Consider the following 19,791-nt stretch of genomic DNA (forward strand, 5'->3'; position numbering starts at 1 on the left):
AGACCCAGCCGCAGCTACGAAGTTCTGCAGAGCCGCAGCTTCCAAGCACATACCAGCATGACGACTTAGGATCCACATGACCCCGACATTCAATACAGATACACCGGCAGGCGAGAAGCCTGTGGGGCCAACATCTCAGGCGCCTGCCCAAGGCTGGCGTCGCGTCCTGGGAGTTCCTTCGCTGGTCCTGCTCGGCTTGGTTTACATGGTGCCGCTGACCATCTTCAGCACCTACGGCATCGTGGTGGAACTGACGGGTGGGCGCCTGTCGGCGGCGTACGCAGTGACGCTCGTTGTCATGCTGTTCACCGCCCGCTCATACGGCCGGATGTCGCAGGCGTTCCCGTTCGGAGGCTCTGCTTACACGTACGCGACGCGGTCGTTCGGTGCAGGCCTGGGCTTCATGGCTGGCTGGTCGCTCCTGCTCGACTACCTGCTGTTGCCGATGATCAACTACCTGCTCATCGGCATCTATATGGAGGCTGCCTTCCCGGCTGTCCCTGCGTGGGTGTTCATGATCGTCTCCATCGCCGCGGTGACGTTGCTGAACATTCTCGGAATCACGGCGATCGCGAAGGCGAATTTCGTGGTGGTCGGGCTGCAGGCTCTCTTCATCGTTCTGTTCGTCGCGCTGGGGCTGTCATCCATCACGGGTGCAGGCAACCTGGACTTGATGGCTCCCTTCACCGGAGCCGAGGGCGCCGAAGGTCTCTCACCGATCTTCGCCGGCTCGGCCATCCTGTGCCTTTCCTACCTTGGCTTCGACGCCGTTTCGACGTTCGCCGAGGAGACCAAGGACCCGAAGCGCAACCTGCCGAAGGCCATCATGCTGACCACGATCCTGGCCGGCGTCATCTTCCTCGGTCTCGCTTACATCAGCCACCTGGTTCTTCCGGTCAGCACCTTCATCGACGTGGACTCCGCCGCCATCGAGGTCATTGGCAAAGCGGGCGGAGAGCTGCTCGTCGCCTTCTTCACCGCCGCCTACATCGCAGGCAGCCTCGGCTCGGCCCTGACCTCGCAGGCTTCTGTTTCACGCATCATCCACTCGATGGGCCGGAGCGGCGTGTTTCCGGCTGCTCTGGGTAGGCTTCACGCTCGATTCAAGACGCCAGTTCTTCCGATCTTGATCACATCGGGCGTCTCACTGCTGGCCTTCGTGCTCGACCTCTTGACGATCTCATCGCTGATCAGCTTCGGCGCTTTGGTTGCTTTCTCCATCGTCAACCTGTCAGTCATCAAGCACTACTACTTTGACCGGAAGGACCGCGGAACCAAGGGCCTGATCCACAACCTGCTTCTGCCGGGAATCGGCTTCGCACTGACCATCTGGTTGTGGACGAGCCTAAGCGGATTGTCCTTCACGTTCGGGCTCGCTTGGGCCGGTGTTGGCCTCGTCTACCTCGCCATCCTCACGCGCGGATTCCGGCGGCCAGCACCTCAGCTGGATTTGAAGGAAGCGTAGCGGCGTCCAGCAACTCAATCCCTTCGTCGGCGACGGTGACAGCGCAAGGTGCTTCGCCGTCGTCGTTCTTCTTCTCCGGTGACCATTGCCTCGCGAGGGTTCGTGTGGAAGCCTCGACATGATCCTGTCGCCGGGGTGACGACGGGCAGCAGGGAAGGAACCCGACATGGGACTGATCCATATTGACCTGTTCACCACGCTCGACGGCGTCGCGCAGGCGCCCGGCGGACCTGAAGAAGACCCGGAGAGCGGTTTCGAGTTCGGCGGCTGGCAGGCGCCGCTATTCGACGATGTGGTGGGCCAGCAGATCGATTCCGGGATGGAGGGAATGGACGCGCTGCTGCTGGGGCGCCGGACCTACGACATCTTCTCCTCGTTCTGGCCTCACCAGGACGGGGGAATCGCGCAGCTGTTCAACCGGATTCCGAAGTACGTGGTGTCGCGTCAGTCGCTGAACCCTGAGTGGGAAGGTACCTCGCAACTCGGTCCGGACGTGGTGGCTTCCCTTCGCGAGCTCCGCAACAAGCACGAGAACATCCACGTGATCGGCAGCCTGGACTTCGTGCAGACCCTGTTCGCCGAGCGGCTCTTCGATCAGCTCAATCTGTGGGTGTACCCGATCCTGTTGGGCCGCGGGAAGAAGGTGTTCGCCGGCGGAGTGGTGCCGAGCAACCTGCGACTGATCGAGCCGGTGGTTGCCTCACCCAAGGGTGCCGTGATGCAGCGGTACGCACTGGTTGAGGGGACGCCTGGGGTGGGGGATATGTCGGCGGGGGACTAGGGCTGTGCCCGGATGCCAATGTCTGAGGCGTCACCCAGTGACAAGGCTAAGACCCAGGCTGTTGGCGATGGTACGTGTCGATGTGAACCAAACATAACGGCTGCAGTAATTAGGACCGGCGTCCCGAACGCTTCCACATGCGGCACCTTGTAACAGTGGGCCGGCGATTGCTTGGATCATACCTACAGCTCCGACAGTGCCGTTCCCATAGGGGAGGAGTACAGGGCCGCCACTGTCGCCTTGTATGGCAGAAATTTGACCATTCGTCATTTGGTAGCCCTCGATTTGTGAGGCATAACCATATCCGTCGTTCCACATGAAACCCATATAGCCAACCTTGATATTGCAGTGGACCCCCGAGTTTCCTCCGCTTGTGCAGACATAATCATTGATCGAAGCATCATGGTATCCAGAAAATGACTTGGAATATCCGGCGGTATTGTTCCACGCACCGTCATACATCCACTGGCTGCCCGGCTCGGAGAGTAATGATGCTTGCCGGTCAGGCGAGTCGCTCCATTGCATGCCAAACACCGAGTTTGAATTGTCGCGAGCGTAATACCAGCCATTGCCGGGACAGTGCCGAGCGGTACTTGTCCAGCGCCCATTAAATGACTTCAGGGCGAACCCGTGCTGCAGGCGATGCCGTTGGCGTTGATCATGTAGGCGCCAGAGTTGAAGGGGCTCCAATCATTTTGTCTGGTCGCAGCCTTCGCTTGAAAGCCATCGATGACTTCAATAGGTACCTTGGCGATGTCCTGCGCGGCCGCTTCAACTGCGGCCCGTTCACCAGGCAGGAGTTTTAGGTCTTGATTCTTCAGGGCGTAGCCGCGGATAGCGATTTGCCCTGCGTCGTCCCCGATGCCTCCGATGGATACGACTTTGAATCCCAGCGGTTCGAATGCTGCTTCGCGTTCCATGAGAGCTTCGGTGGCGGCATTGATTTCCGGCAGGGAGTACGGGCGTTCAGAGGCAAGATTTTCCGTATCACTTATTTCCCCCCATGAGTAATCAGAATTGATATTTGCGTAGAACTACGAAGCTGATCGCTCTTGGTAGAAGCGCAGCTTAGGTTTGTTCAAACAGCTTGTGATGCTAAGGAGATGCGAAGCTTAGCGATTTCTGCCCGCTTGTCCAGGTCAAAGAGCCGTCGCTATATGCAATCTTCACTCCTCCTTCGAGGAGCTTGAGTGTCCACATCTGCCGCTCAGAAATGGATTCCGTGCAGCCGGACGCACCGAGAGCGGGTCGATCGGCTAAGAGCATCGTATTGTCCTCGATTGTAACGGGGGCATTGATGGGTCCACAGGGCAAGCGGGCGGTTAGGTATAGTTCCTTGCCCGCTCTAGATAACTCCGCTGTTATCTCACCAGAAGTTACCCACGGAATTGAATTACCGTTATCCATTCCAGCAGAACTCGTATACTGCCCACACGGCGCATCGGGCAGAAAGCGGGCGCACTCAATTGATGTGGACGGTGATGTCCTGCTTGGGCTTGGCATACCCGACTCGGAGCCGCAAGCGGACACACTTATCCCCGCCAGAGCAAGAACGAGTAAGGTGCCTGTAGTTCGTCGAATATCCATGTCGCCTACTCAAGTTACTATCGAAGCAAATAGCATCAGAAACTTCATCAGGTGAGGAATGAAGATGTATGTATTCATCCCTCAAGTCTGGCAAGCTTTATTCGATTCGAAAATAGCAGAGTGAATACCTGTGTCAAGTGATTGGCGCTAAATTCGTGCACCCATCTTGTTTGACAGGTAATCTAGCACTTTTTCCAAGAAATATTTAATTTTTCTCGTCACGTTTCAGGAACCAGCAATACAGAATGTTGGGGTCTCTAGTGTGCTTGCGTCCGATCCTTCGTCATGACACCCAGCGCTGTAAGGTCCTGCCGTCGATCGGTATTGTCGCCGCCCTTCTTTGGCGGCCATTGGTTGTCCGCGCTTGCTCCCTCATGGCATGAATTTGTCCAGTGACTTGCACATGACCCGTTGGTCGCCCTGCCCCTTGGCACTCTGGGCTTACGGACGGCCTGAAGACGAACGGGCCGGGCGACGTCCAGCTCTCATCGCCATGTGTGAAGACCGCTCAAGGGAACGGTTCATGCCCAAAGCGCCCCTGAATGAGGCCGTTATCGGAGTTAGGGTCTGTGTTCGAAGCTCACAGAACCTTCGCCAACCGCATGCACTCTTCCCACAGCCGCTTCCGCGCGGCCGTGTCCGACCCCATGCCTGGAGTTGGCAGCTCCTTGCGTTTCGCCCACAGCTTGCCCGACACCGCAGCGGTCTCCGGCGACGTCGCCAGCCACACGGGGGTATCGGCAGCTTGCTCAGCGGGCTTGCCGAAAGTGTTCGTGAGCCAGCGGAACGGTCCGCCGACGTCCATCAGTAGCCCCGTATTCTTGACCAGGCCCGGGTGCACGGCATTCACCACCACATTGGACCCGCGAAGTCGCTCCGCGAACTCCTGCGTCAACAGAACCCGGCCGAGCATCGTCGGCGGAGTGGCGCGGGCGTAGCTGTACTTGCCCTTGGCGCTTTGCAGGTCCTCGAAGTCGATCTTGGTGACTTGCGGACCACCCGAATACTTCGACGCAATGTTGACGACCCGCGAAGTCCACGCGTCCTCGGCACCCGCGCGCTTGAGCGCATCTGTGAGGAGATTCGTCAGCAGGAAATAGCCCATCACGTTGGTGGCGAACGTGACTTCAAGGCCGTCCGACGTCACCTGGCGCTCCTTGCGGAACACTCCGGCAGCGTTGACCAGCACGTGGAGCTTCTGGTGGCGGGAATGGAAATCGTCCACCGCCTGCCGGATTGAGGCCTGACTTGAGAGGTCACAGGCCAGTGATTCCAGCGCCGCGTTCGGCACTTTGGCACGGATGTCGCGGATCGCGCCTTCTGCCCGGGCTTCTGAACGCCCAACCACGACGACGGTACCTCCTTCGCGGGCCAGCGCAGTTGCGATGGCCTTGCCAAGGCCGCCGGTCGAACCGGTCACGAGTGCTATTCGTCCATTCATGGAGGGCATAGCTCGATCACAGCACTTCCGAGGCCGTTTGGCGAGAGCCTTTAAAGCGGTTTGCGAGGCTGTGGTGTTTGAGGTTCGGGGCCCGTCTCGGGCTAATCCGGGTTCATTTACCGAGTGGATCTTGTGTTGAGAGGAAGGCCGCCAGCTCAAGGTCTGTTGGCTCCCTGAGCTCGACCGGAATTATTGCCGGCGTGGCTGGGAGAAAGTCGTTGATGGAGGTCTGTCCTTCGAGTTCCTGGGGCAACTCGAACTCAACGCTGTCGGTCATGCTTGTACTCCTCGTGTCATTCTCAGAAGTACAGTAGTCGGCCAGCGCCTCCGGGCACGGGAGGCACAGGTGCGGCCGTCTACTTTTTGGCTTTGGGTGCCTTGGGCGGAAGCTCCGCCACATGGGCGAAGGCCCGTTCCACCCAGGGCTCGGCCTGCGAGGGATCGTCGTTCCATGCTTCGGGCAAGCCGACATAGCCGCCCATCGGTCGTTCTTCGGGGCCGAAGGGTTGGGTTACTTCTTCGGCTTCCAGCGCCGCCTTGTCGGCGTCGGACAGGCGGACGCCGATGGTGGGACCGAACAGGCCGGCGAACATGTTGCCGTTCACGAACGCACCCAGGTTGCCGAACATTGGTTTGACCACGACATCCGGATGATCAGGCAGCACAGCACGGAAGCGCTCCTTGTCTTCCTCCGAGGGCTTGGGCATCTGCATCGATTGTCCTCCTGTGTCATGGGTGGGGAACTATGGGTGCAGCATACGGCGGGTTTGGGTGCCTGGTCATCAGTGGTGGCTCGTCTGATGAGGTGCGGTTACAGCAGGCTGCCTTCTCTGGCTTTCCAGTCGGCGGACTCGAAGAAGTCCTTGAGTACGCTCTCGCCGCCATCCGAGACGCGGACATCCTTGCCCGAGAAAACGAAGAGCGGCAAGTAGCCCTTCTGCTTGGCCACGTGGTTCGCGATGTTCAGTGGGGCGCGCTTGCTGGGGGAGATCCGTTCGCCTCGCAGAACCCGGGCCGCAATGTGCTCGCAGCCGGACACCTGGATGATGACCATGAGGTCGAAGTTCCTCAGGATGTGGCTGACCCAGATGCTCGTCAGATGTACCGAGCCGGCATGGGTCTCGCCGACTCGGTAGTCGCTGGTGGTCATCGTGGCCTGCCTTCAATGGGTGTCTTCTTCCTCCTTGGTCTAAGTAGCCGTGAGGACCGCAACGTGATGCGGTAACGATCGGAAACTCGCACGAGCTCGCAATCCATTGGATTAATCCGCCCCACTACTAGCCATACGGCCGAATCCCTGTAGACTTGACGGTGTTGTTGTGTTTGGCATTTGGTAGTTCAGGCAGTCCCCGTGGTCCTCATTTGGCCCGCGACCTTCTGAAGTAACGGTGGAGAACACCCCACACCCGGAGGCCCGAAAGTCGGGAGCACCTCCACCTTCAGTAAGGACTGAAAAAATGGCTACAGGTACCGTCAAGTGGTTTAACGCTGAAAAGGGCTTCGGCTTCATCTCCCCGGAAGATGGCAGCCAGGACGTTTTCGCTCACTACTCCGCAATCAACTCCTCGGGCTACCGCTCCCTCGAAGAGAACCAGAAGGTTTCCTTCGACGTCGAGCAGGGCCCCAAGGGTCCCCAGGCTGTAAACATCCAGGCTATCTAGTCTTCGGATAACCAAGAGCAGGGCCGGTCACCGACCGGCCCTGCTTTTTGTCGTACCAAGCGTATATATGTTCTACGAGCTCGGAAGTGAATCGAATACATATCCACATACCGAATTACACCGGTGTAATTCGCTGCAGGACCTCCGTAGCGTGAAGGGCAAGAAGTCACCGCGCCAAGGGATCCTGATGAACAAGCTGAAAGTACGAGCTCTTCCGACACTGCGTCGTCACCACCTAGACGACTCCCGCGACCACTCATTTTCGTCCGAATTACCACCTAGACGAGACCAAATCGGCCTGTGCAAGGCCGTTTTGCCACCTAGACCCGTTTTCAAGCCCTAGCCTGCGAAGTGGGCCGCAACGTGGGCACTAAGGCAAATAGAAGGTTGGGGCGGGTGTTCGATTCCGAGGTTCAGCGGATACTGGACTTTATTGCTCGCGGAACAGGCGTGAGGGTAATCGGTGCCCCGGGGAGTGGTAAGTCCACGGTGCTTCGCGGAGTGATGGCCAACCTGGAAAAGTCTGGTGCAACGGTCCACGCCATCAACGGCTTGCGAACGCACCGAACCATTCCCTACTCCGCCATCAAAAGTCTCGGCCTGGTACTGAAACCCGGGCGCTCCGGTGTCCTGGACATCGCGGACGCGTTCGCCGGTCAGTTATCCAAAGCAGGGAAACACGTCCTGTTGGTGGACGACCTTCACTTGGTGGACAACGAGTCGCTCGCGGTCCTGGAAGCAGTCCGGCAAAGGTCGGACTCGCCGCTGATCGCCACGGCGCCTGAGACCTACTCCTTCACCAGAGGCCAACTGGCAGTGATGAACAACGGTCGTGAAGCCCTGCTGCAACTTGACCCGCTCCATTTTGAACAAGTGCACACGCTTGTAGCTCAAGTGCTGGGTGCGCCAGCAGATGCCAATACAACAGCGCGCATCCTCACGAAGTCTGCGGGCAATCCCGGGCTCATTGTCCGCATTACAGAGACTGCCTCGCTCAGCAATTTGCTGGTGATGCGAGACGGACTATGGCACATGACCAGCGACACTCTGTGGAACGACCACCTCAGGGGGACACTCGAAGCTCTCCTGGCCGAATTGGCGCCCGAGGAGGTCACCGCGCTGCACACCATGGCGATCCTGGGAACGGCGCGGATCGACGTCCTCGAAAAAGTGGTCCATCCAGACGTTCTTGAACGACTCGAGCGGCGTGGATTCCTGTCCGTCATCGATGATCACCACAACGGGGCAATTGCTGCCATAAGCCCACCGGTGATCACGGACTACTTCCGCGGGGAGAAGATGCTGAAGGACCTGCATCTTTTGCGGAACAAGATCGCCGGCATCCTCGAAGCCCCGCCGCAAAGGGCACAGGAAACCTCGAGCACTGCAGAATGTCTGCCGCGCGTACTCTCTGCTCTTCGCGGGGAGAAGGGCAACGACGACGCCGTAACCGCCCGGCATTTCCATGAACACAGCGCCGCCCGCGAACGCACACGATTTGAACGATGGGAGGCAAACAAAACGGCGGCAAACGCTGCCGCACTCCTCAGGATTTACTGGGGTGCACCGCTGGATGTTCAGCGAGCCATGCGCGTTTGTCGGGAAACGCCAATGCTCGACGCCGACCCGGGCGACGCCTTGTTCGTCACCATTACCAAAGCGTTCCTGGCCATATATTCCGGAGAGGGCGTCAGCACCGCCGTCGAGATCCTTAAACATTTCGCGAACCAAGCCCCCGGGCAATCTGCAGAAGCGGACGCGGCCATCCTCTTTATCACCGCATCCTTCGGACGGGTTCCGTCGGCGGTGGCTTCGTCCGCGGAGTCCACCACGGAACCTGCGGGTATCACGGGGTTGGTTGACGCTTTGCTTGAGCTGTATCGCTTCCGTCCCGTGGAGGCACTGGCTACATGCGAGGCAGCCCGGGATGACGACGCCTTTCCACACCTTCGGCCCTTCATTCACGGATTCGGCCTCTTCGCGGCCGGCAAAATCGAGGAGTCGTTGGTATTCGCATTGGATTGGCGGGCGGAGGCCCGCAGGAACCTGGACCAGTTCGGCGTGGTCACGAGCAGCTACGTGGCTGTGCATGGCCTGCTCTACCGCGGACATTTTGAAGAAGCCGAGTACCTCATGAGCAGCGTGTTTGCGATGGGTCGCCCCGGCTTCGTTGTCGACACTCTTTACGACGCCATGCTTCGCCTAGCGGGGCTTCGCCACGCGGCAACGGCTCTTTCGCCCACACTCTCCATTGCGGCCCAAGCGCCAACAGAAGTGCCCGACGTCGGCCCTCTTCCGGGTATCGGCAAAGGAGCACATCAACTCATCGCCGGCGAAAACGTTCAGCCCTCGACCTTTGACAGACGCGCCGCCGAACTCATCAAGCGCCAGCTGAGGAGTGGCTACACCCTCGAAGCGATGCTGACGGCGTTGCTCTGCACCTGTCTCTGTCCGGGAGGTCCGGTTCTGGACATCCTGCGCCAAATACTCAGGGACAACGGGACCACCTCCCACGATCAGTTGGTCGCTATTGCCACGGCTGTTGTAGACGGTGACCACACGTTGCTCGGTCTCCTTCTGAAGCACTACGAGGCCGACGCGGACACCTACCAAGTGGGAATGCTCCTGCGCGGTGCCCTGCGCCGGCACGTTCTGGAAGGGAACACCGCCGCCGCCGAAGTCATGGCGAAGGCGTCCTCTGTCTTTGCCGACAGGTTCCCATCCGCCAACGAGCAACTCTCAGTCAACACTTTCCGGGCTACGCCGCTCACTGAAAGGGAAATCGAAGTTGCTGTGCTGGCTGGGGCCCGTTCCAACGTGGAGATTGCTGAACACCTGGGAATCAGCACACGAACAGTCGAAAACCACATCTCCAATGCACTGCGGAAGACCGGTGCTACATCCCGAAACAGCCTCTTCATTTTGGTGGGGAACGCGATGTCGCAACGGTGAGGTGATAGGGGGGCTGCTGGTGTGTGCCGCTAGCTTGGGCTCCGTTCAAGATCGGCCAGCTCAGACTCAAGTTGCCGGGTCAGGGTCCGGAGGCGTCGGATGTGTTCTTGGGATACGCCTCCAGGCTGTGATGTCACCTGAGCGTCAACGTCGAAAACGGTGTTGGGACTGTGCCAGACATTGAACCATTCGAGGCCATGGCCGAGGGCATCGCGGGTTACGCCCTGCAGCAGGAGAAGGGGTTCACGGACGTTTGTGTTCAGTTTTTGTGCCAGATCGGCATCTGCTGTCACCGCTTGAACCTGCCTGGGGCCGCCGGCCGGGTGGTATCCGTGCTCTCGCATCAGTCCGAGCAATGAAGCGTTTTCAAGCAGTTCTGCGGTGAAGTGTGGAAAAAGGTCGCGGGGCACCCAGGTTCGCATGAAGGCGACCGGGATCTTCTCCAAGTAGCGGATCCGTTCGATTTTCCAAGTATTGCTGGTATTCAGGGCCTCAATCGCAGCCTCAGGCGGGGTAGCTTCTTCGACGGACAGTACATGGGTGCGCAGGCGCTGACCATGCGCGGCAACTTGTTCGTCCAGCCCACCGGCGCGCTGGAGGTGCCGACGAAGCACGGGAGTGGCGGCGACGACGCTGCCGCGGCCGCGCTGGCGGCGGATCAGCCCTAAGTCTGACAGTCCGGACAATGCCTGGCGCACGACACTGCGGGAAACTCCGAACTGCTTCTGGAGTTCCTCTTCGGTGGGCAAGGAGGAACCGGGGTGAAGGGGGAGTTCCAGGATCTGCCGGTGCAGAATGTCCCGGATCTGGGCATGAAGGGGGCGCCCCTCCTCCCGACTTACTCGGGGCGTCCGCTCCGGGGGGTCGACTGCAGCTGGCTGCATACTCACGCTGTCTCCTTTGCCACTAGTGCACATCATAGCCCGCAGGCTCGGCGCTTCCTGCTTGACGGGTGATCCATGCCACATGTAATGTACGTACTAATTGTACGGACTTGATCCGACGACTGGCACATACAATGACGTAGAGAGGTCGAAAATGACGCAGATGCATCTGAGGACCGGACGCTCACGCGTACCGATGTTTGCTTTCCTCCAAAAGGTGCCCGCGGGGATGATGCTCATCCCACTGATGCTGGGCGTGCTGATGAATACTTTCGCGCCTGAAGCGCTAAAAATCGGCGGTTTCACCACGGCGCTCTTCAAGGAGGGTGCCCTGACGTTGATCGCCGTGCTGATCCTCGCCACCGGCGCCCAGATCACAGGAAGCCACAGCGGCAAAGCTGCCGCCTCCACCACCACCGTTGTGCTGGTCTGCAAGACTCTCATCCCCGCCACGATTGCGGTGATTTTGGGCCTGGTGGTCGGCATCGACGGCATCGCCGGTGTATCAATCCTGGCGATGCTTGCGATCTTCGGGAACAGTAACGGAGCCCTGTGGCTTGCGTTCGCCGGCCAGTATGGTGACCAACGGGATACAGGTGCCTACGTAGCCAGCGCTTTCGATGACGGACCGTTCTTGGCACTGATCTTTTTGGGCGCATCAGGGTTGGGTGACATCCCGGTTCTGGCCTTCGCTGCGGCGCTTATCCCGTTCATCATCGGCCTCATCATCGGCGCGGTCGATCGCGAATGGACCAAGGCGCTGGACCACGTGCCCAACATCGTTATCCCCTTCATGTCCTTCGCTGTTGGTACAGGCATCAATTTGAACACGGTGCTCACCGGTGGAACCGCTGGGATCTTCCTCGGCCTGATAGTAGTCGTGTTCACCGGAGGCCTGACCTACCTGGGGTACCGGTTCATCCTCAAGCGCGGATACCAAAGCGGCATTGGGTTCGCAGCCGGCACCACAGCCGGGAACGCCGTCGCCGTCCCCGCGGTAGTCGCCGTCGCCGACCCGCGCTTCGAACCCTTTGTTGCTTCCGCTTCAGCCCAAGCCGCTACGGCAGTCCTGGTGACAGCGATACTCGCCCCAATCGTCGCATCCTGGGCACTGAAACGGGCCGGAGGTCTCCGGCCCGCCGATCCGGTAACAACCTCAATCTGAACCCCTCATACATCCCCTTGAAGGACGGAGAACTCATGCGCGACCCGCGCTCGGTGCGATGCACTTACTACCTAGAGTCCGAGATTGACCCGGAGAAGGCCGCAGCCATCATGGCGGGCGAACAATCCAGCGGTACGTTCCTGCCAGTACCCGGCGAGTCCGCACGCATTCGCGAGCGGCACGCCGCGCGCATCACGGACGTCCAGGAGCTTGGTTTTTGCCCGCCCTCCCTGCCGTCAAGGACAACTCCGGAAAAGGTCCGGGCCGCCCTTGTCACCGTCGCTTTCCCGATGGAGAACGTCGGCACGGACCTGGCCACCCTACAGACCGCCATCGCCGGCAACCTCTTTGAACTGGGCGACCTTTTTGCCTGCCGCCTCCAGGACATCGTCCTGCCCGAAGACTTCATCGCCGCCCACCCCGGCCCCGCATTCGGCATCGAGGGGACGCGCAAACTGATCAGCGACGTCCAAGGCGTCATGGTCGGCACCATTGTGAAGCCCAACGTCGGGCTCTCGGAAGAGGAGTTCCGCCTTGTGGTGCGGGACCTGGCGAGGGCCTCCATCGACCTGATCAAAGACGACGAACTGATGACCGACCCAGCGTACCTGCCGCTGGAGCGCAGGGTCGCGGTCGCCACCGAGGAAATCCGTGCCGCTGAGCAGGCTACCGGCCACTCCACCATGTACGCCTTCAACATCACCGGTGACCTCGCCGGCTTGCAGAAACGCCACGACCTGGTCGTCGAAGCGGGCGGTACTTGCGTGATGCTGAACATCCCCGTGATGGGCTTGCCTGCCCTTGCCTTATTGCGCAGCTTCGCCGAGGTACCGATCCACGGTCACCGGGCAGGCCTCGCAGCCACGATGCGGTCCAAAGCCCTGGGCATGGACTACCGGGTCTGGCAGCAAATGGCCCGACTTGCAGGCGCCGATCACCTTCACGCCAGCGGGCTGGGCAGCAAGTTCTACGAACTGGACGAAGAGGTGGCCGCGAATATCCGCAGCCTCCTTGAACCGCTCGGCCAAACCACCGCACCACTGCCGGTCCTGTCCTCCGGGCAGAACGTCACCACCCCTGGGCCCACTTTCGATGCCGTCGGATCCACCGATCTGATGATGCTGGCCGGTGGCGGCGTGGCAGCGCATCCGGACGGCCCCGCCGCCGGAGTGCGAAGCTTGCGCCAGGCGTGGGAAGCGGCCGTAGCCGGCGTACCCCTCCAAACCGCGGCGGAAGAGCGGTCCCAAAGCGGGGACGATGTACTCCTTCACGCAGTCCAAACCTTCAGAAAAGGTGCCTGACATGCCTGCATTCGGTTTCGTGGCAGACGACCTCACCGGAGCCGCCGACGTTCTGGCCCAGTCCCACCGCTACGGCTTGGAAGCAGTCCTCGTCATCGGCGACGCACCGCTGCCCGCAGATGCTGACGTCGTCGGAATCGCCGGACCCTCCAGGTCCTTGGCCGGGACGGCATTCGACACCCTGGTACGCAGGGACCTTGCCGGGATTGCCGCCGTGAACCTTGAGGTGCTGCTCTACAAGGTCTGCTCCACGTTCGACAGCTCCACCACGGTCGGCAGCATCGGCCGCGGAATCCAGCTTCTCCATGAGCAGTTCCCCCTGCACGGCCCAATCCCCGTGGCGCCCGCCCAGCCAGGTTTCGGGCGCTACACAGCCTTCAGCAATCACTACGCCACCCATGCCGGGAAGATCTACCGGCTGGACCGCCACCCCGTCATGTCCCGGCATCCTTCCACTCCGATGGCCGAGGCAGACCTGCGCCAGGTCTTGGCTGAACAGCTCGGCACCGAAGAAGTGCCCGGTGCCATCCACCTGCCCGCCTACGAGGACGGCACCTTCAAAGACGTCTGGGCCGAGCGTCGACGGGAGCCCGGAGCACAAGCCTTTGTGGTGGACGCCGTAGACGAACGGCATGTGGACGCCGTTGCTGAAGCATTGACACGGGAGGAACACGGACACGGGCCCTCCATCGTTGTGGGATCCGGCGGGATCATGGCAGCACTTGCACGGTCCATTTCCGACCAGCCTGCCCGCACCCCCGGGCCGCAGCAGCCATCCGGACCCGTGCTGGCCGTAAGCGCCTCGGCGTCCAGCACCACAGCAGAACAGATCTCCGACGCAGTCTCAAATGGATGGGAGGAGGTACCCGTGCCTGTCGAACTGCTGCAGGGCCATGCCGGGGTGTCCGTCACTGCTCTAGATGAGCGCGTCTTGGCGGCCCTTCGATCCGGCCGCAACGTCATCGTTCACACCACCCGCGGGGCGGCGGACCCCCGCTACGGGGCCAGCATACCGGTGGATGCCGGCTACGTGGGGTCGTTGATAGGCGGGATCGCAGCCCGGATGGCTCAGTCCGGGGCCACCAAAGACATCGCCGTCTTCGGCGGCGACACCTCCAGCCACGCACTCATTGCCATGGGTGTGCGCGAGCTGCGGGTCTCGGATCAGTTCGTCACCGCAGGCCCAATCTTGCGCTCAGACAGCGCTTCGGCCGTCGCGGGCTGCCGCCTGCTCCTTAAGGGCGGACAGGTCGGCCCCACCAATATCCTGCGCCGCTTCGCCGGCCAACTCACCGGCTAACGCCTTACACGACAATCTCCAAGCATCTTCAAAACCCAGAAAGGCGGCTCCCATGCGGGCAGTAGTAAAGAACGCGGCAGAAAAGGGCGTCACATATGTCACCGACGCCGGAGACCCCAAAGCAACAGAAGGGACAGTGGTCATTGAAGTCGGCGCAGCTTCCCTATGCGGCACCGACCGCGAACTGTACGAATGGACTCCATCCGCCCAGGCGTTCAACCTCAACCTCCCCGTAATACTCGGCCATGAAGGCGCAGGCACGATCGTCGAGGTTGGAGCCGGTGTGACCGGACTCAAGATCGGTGATCAGGTTGCCCTTGAAAGCCACCTGACCTGCGGACAATGCTTCCCCTGCCGCACGGGAGACGCACATACCTGCGAACGCACCGGAATCCTCGGCATGCACATTGACGGCGTCTTCGCCGAATACGCCGCCGTCCCGCAGGAAATCTGCGTCAAGCTCCCCACCGGACTGTCCCTTGAGTCCGGTGCCCTGCTCGAAGCAGCCGGCGTCGCTGTCCACGCCATCCAGCGTGCAGACTACTCCGTCGCCGGACGGGCCGTGCTCGTCAGCGGCGCAGGGCCGGTTGGCCTGGTTGTCGTGAACCTCGCACTGCTCATGGGCGCCTCGCATGTCATCGCCGTCGACCCGAACCCATACCGACGCGCCCAAGCCGAAAAACTCGGTGCTACCGCCCTGCACCCGAACGACGGCATCGTTGAACGCTGCCGCGAACTGACCGGCCGACGCGGCGGCTTCGACGTCGCCTTCGAATGCTCCGGAGCACCCGGCACCCTCACCACTCTTTTCGAAGCCGTCCGCCGAGAGGCTACCGTCATAACGGTCGGACACCCCAGCCGCCCGGCTGAGGTCGACATTGCTGCCTACATCAACAAAAAGGGCGTCACCCTCCGGGGAATCTTCGGACGCAAGCTCTGGGAAACCTGGGAGCAGAGCCTACTGTTGCTGGACTCCGGGAAGCTGGAACTCGACTGGCTTATCACCCACCGCAAGAAGCTCAGCGACATCGACGAAGCGGTAGACCTGCTCACCGGAGACGCGTGCAAAGTCTTGTTGATCCCGGGCCTCGGCTGAACAGGGGCTCAACGAGCACTTAACAGTCACAGGGCCGGGATAGGCTAAAAGCACCTCCCAAATTCCGAAACCTCGGACCACATTGCGCGAAGGGTGCTCGTGAGTAACTCCCCGGCCTTGGCCCGCCGTCTTGGCACGTTTGATGCTTCCCTGATCGGACTGGGCTCGATGATCGGCGCTGGCGTGTTCGCAGCGTTTACCCCTGCCGCTGCGGCGGCGGGTTCCGGGTTGCTCATCGGGTTGATCGTCGCCGCGTTCGTGGCCTTCTGCAATGCCACGTCCTCCGCCCAGCTAGCCGCCGCATACCCCACGTCCGGTGGCACTTACGTCTATGGTCGTGAGCGGCTTGGTCCGTGGTCCGGGTTCCTCGCCGGATGGGGATTCGTCATCGGCAAGACTGCCAGTGCCGCCGCAATGGCGATGACTTTCGCCGCCTATGCCGCACCGGCAGGTTGGGAACGCCCGGTGGCGATTGCCGCCGTCGTGATTCTGACTGCCGTGAACTATCACGGGGTGACCCGAACTGCTGGGCTGACCCGCATCCTTGTGATTGCTGTTCTGGTTGCTTTGGCGATTGCTGTCACGGCAGTGTGGGGCGGTTCCGGTCCCGACTTCAGCAACGTCGCGGGGGAGGGGCTGCTGGCACACGGCTGGTACGGGATTCTTCAGTCCGGCGGGCTGCTGTTCTTCGCGTTCGCGGGCTACGCCAGGATCGCAACCATGGGAGAGGAAGTCCGCGAGCCCAGGCGGACCATTCCGCGCGCCATCAGCATCGCGCTGGGTATCACGATCATTCTTTACGCCGTCATCGCCGTCACGGTGCTTGCGGCTCTTGGGCCTGACGGAGTGGCTGGGACGCCAACACCGTTGGCAGACGCTGTGAATGCGGGTGCGCTGTCCTGGGCTGCGCCCGTGGTCCGAGTTGGCGCCGCCGTTGCCTCCCTGGGTGCGTTGCTGGCGCTGGTCGCCGGTCTTGGGCGGACGAGCCTGGCCATGGCCCGCGAGCATGACCTCCCGCATTGGCTCGCTGCCGTCCATCCGCGCTACAAGGTTCCGCATCGGGCTGAAACTACCCTGGCCATCGTGATCTGCCTGATCATCGCCGTGGCGGATCTCCGCGATGCTATCGGGTTCTCGTCATTCGGCGTGCTGCTCTACTACCTGGTGGCCAACATCGCTGCGTTTACACAACCGGCTGAGGACCGCCGATACCCGAAGGCGCTGCAGGTTGCGGGTGCTGTGGCCTGCGTGGCGTTGGTTGCTACTTTGCCGCCGTTGTCGGTAGGGCTCGGGGTTCTGATGTTTGCTGTGGGAATTGTCTTTCGGCTGCTGCGGTTGCGGCGAATCGCGAAGGGCTGATCACTGCGGCGGCTATCGTTAGCGTCAATGCCAGTGCACTAATGATGGAGAGGGAGCCAAATGGCTGGACTTCTTTTGATAGTGACACTGGTCGTGATTGCGACGTCGGTGGCAGTTGCCGGTCGTTTTAGGTATCCGTTGGAGCCCAGGTCTTCGTTGGACCGGTTCTTTGTTGGGATGCAACTGGTAGGCAACGGGCTTGCCCTCCTGGCCGCGGTTCTGTTGCCGACTGTGACGGGCTTTCACGGTTTCTGGGGTCTTGCTTACCTTGCGGCAGCACTCCTTGTTGCCGCTTTCGCGCTTTACCCGGTGCAGCATTCGGCGAGGGGGCCGGCTAGGCCCGACACGAGTGGCCGACACTCGGTAGCTGCGGGGGATTTGAATCGGACACGATGGCCATATCAAACAGCATTTGCTTCGGCGTATCTTTCATTGCTGTTCTACGTGATGTCCATTTTCGGACTCTACTTTTAGTGGCCGTCTCGTTGCCGCATTGAGGCGGCCAGAAAATGCGATGGCCCCGCCCGGCTGGGCACGGCCCCACCGGGGGGTTTCAGTGGTGGAGCCGCGCCGTTGTGCTCCCTACGCCTAGGACGGGTGGGGTTCCCGCCGGACACCGGGATCCCGTCCCGGAAGCACAAGAGCAGAATATGGCCGCGAATCGGCGTCTAGGTGTTCAATCGGTTCAAGTAGGTGTTCGAAAGTGGCCTATTCGGGGGTTTTGACCGTCCAAAACCCGAAAAATGAGTGGTGCGGCTGGCCGCCTAGGTGCTGGTTCGCGGCCGCGGGAACCGCACTGGCAGAATGGCTCCATGGAGTCACCCACCCAAGTTCCCGCTCTTGAGTTGCGCATTTCCATCAGCGAGACTGAGCCGCTCATCTGGCGGTAGCTTGTCCTACCGCAGAGTGCCACGGTCGCTGATCTGCACGCAGCGATCCAGTGCGCCTTCGGCTGGAAAGACTGCCACCTCTACGACCTCACGGGACAGGATCGCACCGGGAAAAAGCGAATCATCACACTGCTCGACGGCGATGCCCCCGAAGATGCCGAGGCAGCACGTGACGTCCGGCTGCTGGCGCTGTTTGATCCGTCCTCTCGGGGCAAGTCGGAACTGGAGTACGAGTACGACTTCGGCGACCGCTGGACGCATGAGATCGACGTCGTGGGACCCGCCGTTCTTCCCGACAACACCTTTGCGTGTACGGGCGGTGCCATGCGTGGACCCCATTGAAGACTCGGGCGGTGTTCATGGGTACGCAAACGTGGTTCGCGTTGTGGGGAATCCAAAGCACCCCGAACATCGCGAAGCCGTAGAGTGGCTTGAGTTCGTGACGCAGGAAAAGTTATCCGAGTTTGATCCGTCCTCTTTCGACCTGGCCGAGGTGAACGGGCAACTGCGACGATTGGCCAAACGGTTTTGGTCGGGCGCGGTGACAGCCGAGGACCGGCAGACCGTCCTGGGTCCAATCCTGTGGTTCCTCAAAGCAGCGGACCCCGATGGTCTTCCGCTGACCTCGGCCGGCTATCTCAAGCCGGCCTTCGTGAAGCGGGCGATGACTGAACTCGGCTGGGACGACGAATGGATCTCGTCCGGCCGGGTAGAAGTGAGCACGTCACCCATCCGGAACCTTCGCGAGCAGATCCAAGTTGGAGCTGCTGCGAAAGTACAAGGACAAGCTGCTGTTGACCCCGCGGGGACGCGCATTGGCAGATGACCCGGAGGGCCTGTGGAACTTCCTTGTGGAGCTTCTGGCAGATCCTGCCACCGCTGCGGAGAAGGTAGGTACGCCGCTGGTGGTCCACTGGACGTTGACCGGAGACGAGCCGCCTTACGGCCTCCTGGGCCAAGCTTTCCAGGCAGCGCTTCACCACGGTGGACTGAGGACAAAAGAGGGCAACGGGGAGATCCCGGTGGAATGGGCCCTGGAGCTGTACCACGACATCCGGCGGAGCCTGCACCTGTTGGAACTATGGGATGGCATCAGTTGGGACGTCTTTGATGAGAAGCTGTCCGACGCCGGAATTAAGTTCCTGCTCGACGTCCAGAGCCGCCGGGCTTAGCCCGCGACTCCGGACGCCCAGCCGCGCTGTGCGGAGACTTTACTCGCAGCCAATCCCATCGTGATCACTGTCGAGCTTGTAGATATCACTGCCCACTACGGTGACAGGACCTCGCACGTATGCTGGCCCGTTGCCACTACCTCCCGCGCAGTCGACGTCCGAAGCAACGGGGACACACCCTGAATAGTTCGGATCGCAATTGCTCTGGACAAGAGGTGCGGGCTTCGGGGCCGCCGCCGCTGCGGCCGCAGCCGGGTCAGCCGCGGCTTTCTCAGCAGCCGCCTTCTCTGCTGCCGCCTTCTCCGCAGCGGCTTTGTCCGCTGCAGCTTTCTCTGCTGCCGCCTTTTCAGCCGCCGCTTGGTCCGCTGCGGCTTTGGCAGCGGCGTCGGCTGCCGCTTTCTCCGCTGCAGCCTTGGCTGCAACTTCCGCGGCTCGCTTATCGGCCAGCTTCCCGGCGGTGGCCGAGTCAAGCCACAGCAGTTTTCCGGACTCGTCCACCGAGCAGACGTAATTCTCTCCAGCGCTGACCTGGCTTGCCTTCTCGGTGGTGCACGCGGTGCCGGCGACCTTGCTGGGTGTAGGAGTAGAAGACGGACTTGACGTCGTTTTGGTGGCGCCTACCGAACTCAAGTTTCCGGTTCCCGATGCGCAGGAGGTAAGCAAAAGCAGCAAGGACGCGGCCGCCACCAACCCACGTGTGTTTCCGAACTGAGCAAGAGTCTTGCTTGGGAAATACC

The 19,791-nt window shown here is 61.0% G+C and carries 20 protein-coding genes; 12 read left to right on the top strand and 8 right to left on the bottom strand.

Features of this window, described 5'->3' with window-relative positions; genetic code table 11:
* Positions 1 to 76: 76 nt before the first annotated feature.
* Entirely contained in the window at positions 77 to 1,465 is a 1,389-nt protein-coding gene (locus AB0N65_RS06795; protein WP_364159422.1) for an APC family permease, read from the top strand.
* Between the two features lie 166 nt (positions 1,466 to 1,631).
* On the top strand, positions 1,632 to 2,246 hold the full coding sequence (locus tag AB0N65_RS06800; RefSeq protein WP_364159424.1) for a dihydrofolate reductase family protein: 615 nt from the start codon (positions 1,632 to 1,634) through the stop codon (positions 2,244 to 2,246).
* A 30-nt stretch (positions 2,247 to 2,276) separates the two neighbouring features.
* Here AB0N65_RS06800 and AB0N65_RS06805 read toward each other — a convergent pair whose 3' ends face one another.
* The 6 genes from AB0N65_RS06805 to AB0N65_RS06830 form a co-directional block, all read right to left on the bottom strand.
* The gene (locus AB0N65_RS06805) at positions 2,277 to 2,771 is read right to left on the bottom strand and encodes a hypothetical protein (RefSeq protein ID WP_364159426.1); all 495 of its coding nucleotides are present in this window, start codon (positions 2,769 to 2,771) and stop codon (positions 2,277 to 2,279) included.
* Positions 2,772 to 2,863: 92 nt separating this feature from the next.
* Complete coding sequence (locus tag AB0N65_RS06810) at positions 2,864 to 3,166, bottom strand: hypothetical protein (RefSeq protein ID WP_364159428.1); 303 nt, start codon at positions 3,164 to 3,166, stop codon at positions 2,864 to 2,866.
* A 1,247-nt stretch (positions 3,167 to 4,413) separates the two neighbouring features.
* Entirely contained in the window at positions 4,414 to 5,283 is an 870-nt protein-coding gene (locus AB0N65_RS06815) for an SDR family NAD(P)-dependent oxidoreductase (RefSeq protein WP_364159430.1), read from the bottom strand.
* Between the two features lie 103 nt (positions 5,284 to 5,386).
* Positions 5,387 to 5,551, bottom strand: a complete 165-nt coding sequence (locus tag AB0N65_RS06820; protein ID WP_364159432.1) for a hypothetical protein — start codon at positions 5,549 to 5,551, stop codon at positions 5,387 to 5,389.
* Between the two features lie 79 nt (positions 5,552 to 5,630).
* Positions 5,631 to 5,987 (bottom strand): TfoX/Sxy family protein, encoded by a 357-nt coding sequence (locus AB0N65_RS06825; RefSeq protein ID WP_364159435.1) that lies wholly within the window; start codon positions 5,985 to 5,987, stop codon positions 5,631 to 5,633.
* A gap of 98 nt (positions 5,988 to 6,085) precedes the next feature.
* Positions 6,086 to 6,424, bottom strand: a complete 339-nt coding sequence (locus AB0N65_RS06830) for a hypothetical protein (RefSeq protein WP_364159437.1) — start codon at positions 6,422 to 6,424, stop codon at positions 6,086 to 6,088.
* Between the two features lie 307 nt (positions 6,425 to 6,731).
* On the opposite strand from AB0N65_RS06830, the gene AB0N65_RS06835 reads away from it, so the two are divergent.
* On the top strand, positions 6,732 to 6,935 hold the full coding sequence (locus tag AB0N65_RS06835) for a cold-shock protein (RefSeq protein ID WP_021472668.1): 204 nt from the start codon (positions 6,732 to 6,734) through the stop codon (positions 6,933 to 6,935).
* A 450-nt stretch (positions 6,936 to 7,385) separates the two neighbouring features.
* Positions 7,386 to 9,887, top strand: coding sequence for a LuxR C-terminal-related transcriptional regulator (locus AB0N65_RS06840; protein WP_364159440.1), 2,502 nt, complete (start codon positions 7,386 to 7,388; stop codon positions 9,885 to 9,887).
* 29 nt (positions 9,888 to 9,916) lie between these two features.
* Here AB0N65_RS06840 and AB0N65_RS06845 read toward each other — a convergent pair whose 3' ends face one another.
* On the bottom strand, positions 9,917 to 10,771 hold the full coding sequence (locus AB0N65_RS06845) for a GntR family transcriptional regulator (RefSeq protein WP_364159595.1): 855 nt from the start codon (positions 10,769 to 10,771) through the stop codon (positions 9,917 to 9,919).
* Positions 10,772 to 10,967: 196 nt separating this feature from the next.
* On the opposite strand from AB0N65_RS06845, the gene AB0N65_RS06850 reads away from it, so the two are divergent.
* The 8 genes from AB0N65_RS06850 (at position 10,968) to AB0N65_RS06885 (ending at position 19,054) form a co-directional block, all read left to right on the top strand.
* Complete coding sequence (locus AB0N65_RS06850; RefSeq protein ID WP_364159597.1) at positions 10,968 to 11,936, top strand: 2-keto-3-deoxygluconate permease; 969 nt, start codon at positions 10,968 to 10,970, stop codon at positions 11,934 to 11,936.
* Between the two features lie 35 nt (positions 11,937 to 11,971).
* Positions 11,972 to 13,237 carry a RuBisCO large subunit C-terminal-like domain-containing protein gene (locus AB0N65_RS06855; protein WP_364159442.1) on the top strand — a complete coding sequence of 422 codons (1,266 nt, stop codon included), beginning with the start codon at positions 11,972 to 11,974 and terminating at the stop codon, positions 13,235 to 13,237.
* Position 13,238: 1 nt separating this feature from the next.
* Positions 13,239 to 14,537 carry a four-carbon acid sugar kinase family protein gene (locus AB0N65_RS06860; RefSeq protein ID WP_364159444.1) on the top strand — a complete coding sequence of 433 codons (1,299 nt, stop codon included), beginning with the start codon at positions 13,239 to 13,241 and terminating at the stop codon, positions 14,535 to 14,537.
* A gap of 52 nt (positions 14,538 to 14,589) precedes the next feature.
* Positions 14,590 to 15,633: an alcohol dehydrogenase catalytic domain-containing protein gene (locus AB0N65_RS06865; RefSeq protein ID WP_364159446.1), complete on the top strand. Its 1,044-nt coding sequence runs from the start codon at positions 14,590 to 14,592 to the stop codon at positions 15,631 to 15,633.
* A gap of 99 nt (positions 15,634 to 15,732) precedes the next feature.
* A complete protein-coding gene (locus AB0N65_RS06870; RefSeq protein WP_364159448.1) occupies positions 15,733 to 16,992 on the top strand; it encodes an APC family permease in 1,260 nt (419 codons plus the stop codon).
* Positions 16,993 to 17,927: 935 nt separating this feature from the next.
* Positions 17,928 to 18,224, top strand: a complete 297-nt coding sequence (locus AB0N65_RS06875; protein WP_364159599.1) for a hypothetical protein — start codon at positions 17,928 to 17,930, stop codon at positions 18,222 to 18,224.
* Between the two features lie 43 nt (positions 18,225 to 18,267).
* On the top strand, positions 18,268 to 18,708 hold the full coding sequence (locus AB0N65_RS06880) for a hypothetical protein (protein ID WP_364159450.1): 441 nt from the start codon (positions 18,268 to 18,270) through the stop codon (positions 18,706 to 18,708).
* Positions 18,698 to 19,054 carry a hypothetical protein gene (locus tag AB0N65_RS06885; RefSeq protein ID WP_364159452.1) on the top strand — a complete coding sequence of 119 codons (357 nt, stop codon included), beginning with the start codon at positions 18,698 to 18,700 and terminating at the stop codon, positions 19,052 to 19,054. Before AB0N65_RS06880 ends, AB0N65_RS06885 begins: the two co-directional genes overlap by 11 nt.
* A 39-nt stretch (positions 19,055 to 19,093) precedes the next feature.
* Here AB0N65_RS06885 and AB0N65_RS06890 read toward each other — a convergent pair whose 3' ends face one another.
* Positions 19,094 to 19,684, bottom strand: a complete 591-nt coding sequence (locus tag AB0N65_RS06890) for a hypothetical protein (protein WP_364159454.1) — start codon at positions 19,682 to 19,684, stop codon at positions 19,094 to 19,096.
* Between the last annotated feature and the right edge of the window lie 107 nt (positions 19,685 to 19,791).

The sequence above is a fragment of the Paenarthrobacter sp. NPDC089322 genome, from assembly GCF_040684895.1.
GTDB lineage: Bacteria > Actinomycetota > Actinomycetes > Actinomycetales > Micrococcaceae > Arthrobacter.

What these genes read in the sequence shown, in the direction of transcription:
- AB0N65_RS06795 (WP_364159422.1), top strand. Translation starts at nt 77, where the DNA reads ATGACCCCGACATTCAATACAGATACACCGGCAGGCGAGAAGCCTGTG.
- AB0N65_RS06800 (WP_364159424.1), top strand. Translation starts at nt 1,632, where the DNA reads ATGGGACTGATCCATATTGACCTGTTCACCACGCTCGACGGCGTCGCG.
- AB0N65_RS06805 (WP_364159426.1), bottom strand. Translation starts at nt 2,771, where the DNA reads ATGCAATGGAGCGACTCGCCTGACCGGCAAGCATCATTACTCTCCGAG.
- AB0N65_RS06810 (WP_364159428.1), bottom strand. Translation starts at nt 3,166, where the DNA reads ATGGAACGCGAAGCAGCATTCGAACCGCTGGGATTCAAAGTCGTATCC.
- AB0N65_RS06815 (WP_364159430.1), bottom strand. Translation starts at nt 5,283, where the DNA reads ATGCCCTCCATGAATGGACGAATAGCACTCGTGACCGGTTCGACCGGC.
- AB0N65_RS06820 (WP_364159432.1), bottom strand. Translation starts at nt 5,551, where the DNA reads ATGACCGACAGCGTTGAGTTCGAGTTGCCCCAGGAACTCGAAGGACAG.
- AB0N65_RS06825 (WP_364159435.1), bottom strand. Translation starts at nt 5,987, where the DNA reads ATGCAGATGCCCAAGCCCTCGGAGGAAGACAAGGAGCGCTTCCGTGCT.
- AB0N65_RS06830 (WP_364159437.1), bottom strand. Translation starts at nt 6,424, where the DNA reads ATGACCACCAGCGACTACCGAGTCGGCGAGACCCATGCCGGCTCGGTA.
- AB0N65_RS06835 (WP_021472668.1), top strand. Translation starts at nt 6,732, where the DNA reads ATGGCTACAGGTACCGTCAAGTGGTTTAACGCTGAAAAGGGCTTCGGC.
- AB0N65_RS06845 (WP_364159595.1), bottom strand. Translation starts at nt 10,771, where the DNA reads ATGCAGCCAGCTGCAGTCGACCCCCCGGAGCGGACGCCCCGAGTAAGT.
- AB0N65_RS06850 (WP_364159597.1), top strand. Translation starts at nt 10,968, where the DNA reads ATGTTTGCTTTCCTCCAAAAGGTGCCCGCGGGGATGATGCTCATCCCA.
- AB0N65_RS06855 (WP_364159442.1), top strand. Translation starts at nt 11,972, where the DNA reads ATGCGCGACCCGCGCTCGGTGCGATGCACTTACTACCTAGAGTCCGAG.
- AB0N65_RS06860 (WP_364159444.1), top strand. Translation starts at nt 13,239, where the DNA reads ATGCCTGCATTCGGTTTCGTGGCAGACGACCTCACCGGAGCCGCCGAC.
- AB0N65_RS06865 (WP_364159446.1), top strand. Translation starts at nt 14,590, where the DNA reads ATGCGGGCAGTAGTAAAGAACGCGGCAGAAAAGGGCGTCACATATGTC.